This is a genomic window from uncultured Roseovarius sp., from assembly GCF_913054395.1.
Lineage (GTDB): Bacteria > Pseudomonadota > Alphaproteobacteria > Rhodobacterales > Rhodobacteraceae > Roseovarius.
The window spans coordinates 1-4,357 of the sequence record NZ_CAJXIP010000210.1 but is presented as its reverse complement, the minus strand read 5'-3'; the positions used below and the strand labels follow the sequence as shown (position 1 = coordinate 4,357).

The window sequence follows — 4,357 nt, the reverse complement described above, 5'->3', positions numbered from 1 at the left end:
AAGAGAAAGATGGCAAACTCTCCGGCAAATCCGGAGACCCCGTTTTGCACCCCGCCGATCGAGGAAATTCCGCTTGTCGCCATTGTCGACATGGCATGCACCATCGCCACAAAGGCACGCTCGCCCCCCATCATCAGGATCACCCACAAGGCGCCGGTCAGCCCGATATAGACCGGTGCCAGCCCGGCGGTGACCTGTGCCAACCGCTTGGCAGGGCTGGCGCGCTGAAAGCGCCCCGCACGGCCCTCGTCCTGGCCCGGTTCGGCGCGCGCCGTCACCTCGAACCCGCCAAGGTGCAGCGGCGCCAGAACCGCCGAGGCCGAGACCCAGATTAAAAGCCCGCCGCTCCATCCCACCAGGGCGCGCCACAAATGGAGGCTGTCGACCAACCGGCCCTGCGCGCCGAACAAGGTGGCACCGGTGGTGGTAAAGCTTGAAACCATCTCGAAATAGGCATTCAGAAAGGTGGTATTGCCAACGCCTTCGTGGAACGGCACCGCAAGATAGACCGGCAGCACCAGATAGGCCAGCAAGAGCGAGACAAGGTTCTGGCTGTCGGTGGCCTCGCGCCTGACCCGGCCGGACATGGCGAGGCCGATGACCATCACGCCGGCGATCCCGAGGATTCCCGAATACCCGAAGGCGCGCGCCACGCTGGTATCGTCGCGCATCAGCGCGTCAACGGCCGGCAGGAACATCAGCATTGCGGCCATGCCGGCCAGGATCAGGATAAGCGGAAAGGTGAGCAGCCGGGCGATCATCGGATCAGAAGAAATCTATCGAGACCTGCAACAGCTGCTCGACCGCCGCCACATCTGCCGCCAATGCGAAAAGCACGATCACATCGCCCGCTTCGATCCGCAATCCGCCCGCCGGCTTGAAAATCTTGTCATCCCGTTTCACGCCACCGACCAGCACCCCCTCGGGAAAGCTGATATCGCGGATCGCGGCACCCGCAATGGACGAGGTCGACATCACCTCGGCTTCGATCACCTCAGCCTCGGCATCGCCGATAGAATAGACGCCGCGCACCCGGCCATGCCGGATATGGCGCAGGATCGAACTGACCGTGGTGGCACGCGGATTGATATAGGCGTCGATGCCAAGCGGCTCGAGCATCGGGATCATGGTCGGATCGTTGATCAACGAGATCGCGAATGGGCAGCCCTCGGATTTGGCGCGCACGGCAGCCAGCATGTTGGTCTTGTCATCATCCGTCACCGCAAGGACCGCATCGGCGCGCGCAATCCCGGCCTCGGCCAGAAGCGCCGCGTTCAGACCGTCGCCATTCAGCACGATCGTGCGCTCAAGCGCATCGGCGGCACGTTCGGCCTGGGCGCGGTTGCGCTCGATAACCTTGGCGCGAATCCGCCCGCCGCTGCGGGGCTCAAGCGCCTGCGCAACGGCGAGCCCGATATTGCCGCCGCCAATGATCACCACGCGTTCCTGTTTCTTTTGCGACTTGCCAAAAACATCCAATGTGCGCGCGACGTCCTCGACGGGGGTGAAAAGATAGCACTCGTCCCCGGCAAAAAGCTGATCGCCGGATTCCGGCGCGAACAGCCGCCCCTCGCGGCGCACCGCCAGAACCACAACCCGCAGCGTCGAGAACAGATCGCTCAGCTGGCGCAGGGGCGTGTTGAGAACCGGGCAATCATCCTCAAGCCGCAAGCCCATGAGCTGCGCCTTGCCGTCCATGAACATCTCGGTGTCAAACGCCGCCGGCGCCGCCAGCCGTTGCAGGGCCGCCACGGCAACCTCGCGTTCGGGGCTGATCACCACGTCGATCGGCATGTGATCGCGGCGGTAGAGATCGGAATAGATCGCGTCAAGATAGGACTGGCTGCGCAGCCGCGCGATCTTGCGGCTGATGCCAAAGACCGAATGCGCCACCTGGCAGGTGACCATGTTGACCTCATCGGAATAGGTCGCAGCGATGATCATGTCGGCATCGCGCGCGCCCGCGCGATCCAGGATATCCGGATAAGACGCAAAGCCGGTGATGCCCTGCACATCAAGCGTATCGGTGGCCCGGCGCACCAGGTCGGGATTGTTGTCCACGACCGTAACATCGTTGCGTTCGCCCGAAAGATGGCGTGCGATCTGCCAGCCAACCTGACCGGCCCCGCAGATGATGACCTTCATAGCCCTGCCTCATCCTGTCTGAGCGTGTTGAATGACAGAAGGGTCAGGGCGGGTCAATTCCTTTGTCCGCACCGCGGAAAACCGCTATACTGCGTCCTATGTCCCGCAGCCTTTGCCTGCCCCTTCTCACGGCTCTCCTGCTCGGCGCCTGCGCGCCGCTCGATATCTATTACAAGGAAGGCGCCGATGTCGCCCGCTCCGAGGCCAATCTCACCGAATGCCAGGTCTCAGCCCTCGCCAGGGTGCCGCGCGACATGCGCACCCGCTTCATTCCCGCGCGCTACGCGCCCTATACCGCCTGCAACGCGGGCGGACAGTGCTACACGCGCTATCGCCTGATCAGCCCGCCGCGGACCGAAACCCACGACCTCAACGCGCGCTTGCGCCACAAGGTTGTCGATCAATGCATGGCCGAGGCCGGTTACCGCCCGGTCTCCCTGCCGCAATGTGATTCAGCCACCACACGCGCCACCGCGCTGCACGCTACGCAAACCTTGCCGCCGCTGACCCCGCAAAGCTGTGTCATCCGCCTCAAATCCGGCAACTGGCAGATCGTCACCCCCTGACCCGCCCCCCTTCTTCTTGCCAGAAATATCCCGGGGAGTGTGAGGGGCTGGCCCCTCACCCGCGCGCGCCGCAGGCGAAGGCCTTCGCGGCCCTATCCTGCGGCCTGTTCCTGCGCTGCGTCCTCATCGCCGCCGCGCGCGCCACCCTTGCCGCTGGCGACCACGCCAAGCGATTTCAACTTGCGATGCAACGCACTGCGCTCCATGCCGACAAATTCGGCCGTCCGGCTGATATTGCCGCCAAAGCGGTTGATCTGCGTGAGCAGGTATTCGCGCTCGAAGGCCTCTCGCGCCTCGCGCAGGGCCATGGTGGCAATCGCCCCCGACAGCACCACCCGCCCCTCATCGACCGGCGCGCCGGTTTCGCCCGGCAATTCACGCACCTGAATAGGATCGGTTCCCTCGCCAAGGATCAGCACCCGTTCAATCACATTGCGCATCTGGCGGACATTTCCGGGCCAGCGCATGGTCTGCAACAGCGCCGCCGCCTCATCGCTCAGGCGGCGCAAGGGCAAGCCTTGGGTCTTGTTGAACATCTGGATGAAATGATCGGCCAGTGCCGGAATATCCTCGCGCCGCTCTTCAAGGCTGGGCACTGCGATCGGCACCACGTTGAGGCGGTGAAACAGCTCGCGGCGAAACCGGTCGGCGGCGATCTCGGCCTCGAGATCGCGGCTGGTCGAGGAAATCACCCGCAGATCGACCTGCACCTTTTCCGATCCACCAACCCGCAAAAAGGTCTGATCCACCAGCACCCGCAGGATCTTTGATTGCGTCCCCGGCGGCATGTCGGCCACCTCGTCGAAATAGATCACCCCGCGGTTGGCTTCTTCCAGCAGGCCCGGCGTCACGCCGCCCTCCTCGCTTTCGCGCCCGAACAGGACCTCTTCCATCCGGTCGGCTTCGATCGAGGCACAGCCGACGCTGACAAAAGGAGCATCGGCGCGATTGGAGTTGGCGTGGATATAGCGCGCCGCCAACTCCTTGCCCGATCCCGCAGGCCCGCTCAGCATGACCCGGCCATTGGATTTCGTCACCTTGTCCAGCTGCCCCAGAAGGGTGCGGAACGCCGGGGCATCCCCCAGCATTTCGGACGGGGTCGTATCGCGCCGCTTGAGCGCCTGATTTTCACGCCGCAGGCGGCTGGTTTCCATGCCGCGCCGGATCACCACCATCAACTGGTCAATGTTGAACGGCTTTTCGATGAAATCATAGGCGCCCTGCTTGATCGCAGCGACGGCAATTTCGATGTTGCCATGCCCCGAGATGATGACCACCGGCACATCCGGGTACTCGCGCTTCACAGTCTTGAGGATATCGATCCCGTCCATCCGGCTGTCCTTGAGCCAGATATCGAGGATCAGCAAGGCCGGCTGCTCGGCGGCAATCGCCGCCATTGCATCGTCGGAATTGCCGGCCAGCCGCGTGGCATAGCCTTCGTCCTGCAAAATATCCGAAATCAGCTCGCGAATGTCGCGCTCGTCATCGACTATCAGAATATCACTCATGGGTCCCTCATACGGCCTTTTGGGCCTCTACTGTCTCTTGCAGTGCCGCCACCAGCGGCAGGCGGATCACCGCCATGGCGCCCCGATGTTGCTGACCGTCGAACACTGGTGCATCCTCTAAAACGAGGCTACCTCCAT

General features: G+C 63.3%; 3 protein-coding genes and 1 pseudogene. 1 reads left to right on the top strand and 3 read right to left on the bottom strand.

The genetic code is table 11. The features are described from left to right. Both QZ522_RS18050 and trkA read right to left on the bottom strand, forming a co-directional pair. Nucleotides 1-761: pseudogene (locus QZ522_RS18050) on the bottom strand (TrkH family potassium uptake protein); the annotation flags it as partial. 4 nt (nucleotides 762-765) lie between these two features. After that, nucleotides 766-2,145 carry a Trk system potassium transporter TrkA gene (gene trkA, locus QZ522_RS18045; protein ID WP_294614869.1) on the bottom strand — a complete coding sequence of 460 codons (1,380 nt, stop codon included), beginning with the start codon at nucleotides 2,143-2,145 and terminating at the stop codon, nucleotides 766-768. A 98-nt stretch (nucleotides 2,146-2,243) separates the two neighbouring features. On the opposite strand from trkA, the gene QZ522_RS18040 reads away from it, so the two are divergent. After that, the gene (locus tag QZ522_RS18040) at nucleotides 2,244-2,711 is read left to right on the top strand and encodes a hypothetical protein (protein WP_294614867.1); all 468 of its coding nucleotides are present in this window, start codon (nucleotides 2,244-2,246) and stop codon (nucleotides 2,709-2,711) included. 92 nt (nucleotides 2,712-2,803) lie between these two features. Here QZ522_RS18040 and QZ522_RS18035 read toward each other — a convergent pair whose 3' ends face one another. Then, the gene (locus QZ522_RS18035) at nucleotides 2,804-4,219 is read right to left on the bottom strand and encodes a sigma-54 dependent transcriptional regulator (protein WP_294614865.1); all 1,416 of its coding nucleotides are present in this window, start codon (nucleotides 4,217-4,219) and stop codon (nucleotides 2,804-2,806) included. Nucleotides 4,220-4,357: the final 138 nt, after the last annotated feature.